Annotated in this window: 1 protein-coding gene; it reads right to left on the minus strand. The window is 72.4% G+C overall.

The genetic code is table 11. The features are described from left to right. Positions 1-460, minus strand: a 460-nt coding sequence (locus ID574_RS00990) for a transposase (RefSeq protein WP_223166254.1), incomplete at both ends; no start/stop codon positions are given.

The raw sequence follows: 460 nt of genomic DNA on the forward strand, positions 1-460 counted from the left end.
GAAACGCAACTGGGCGCCGGGGTGCGGGCGCTCCTTGCGGGCGATGACCCGCATGCCTTTGGGCCAGCCGGACAACTCCAGCAGGCCGGTCAGCTCGGCCGCCCAGGCGCCGGGCCGTACCTGACGGTCGGCATCGTAGGCGGGCGTCCACGCGGTCTTCGGCAGGCGCAGCACGGCCTGCTGGATCTCCTCGGTCAGGGTGAACCCGATCGAGTACGACAGCCGCCGGCCTGGTTTGGTGAGCCAGGCCAGGAACTCGTGGGTGCCGCCGCCGGAGTCGGTGCGAATCAGCACCTGGCGTCGGCGGTGCTTGGGGAGCTGGGCCAGGGCGAGGCGGGTGGCTTCGATGTGGTCGGTGGCGGTGTTGGAGCCGGCGTTGCCCGGCCGCAGCACGATGGCCAGGGGTTCGCCGGACCCGCCGGGGCCGTGGTCGGCGAAGACCGTCATCGGGTGGAAGCCG

This window comes from Nonomuraea sp. SYSU D8015, from assembly GCF_008065375.1.
Lineage (GTDB): Bacteria > Actinomycetota > Actinomycetes > Streptosporangiales > Streptosporangiaceae > Nonomuraea.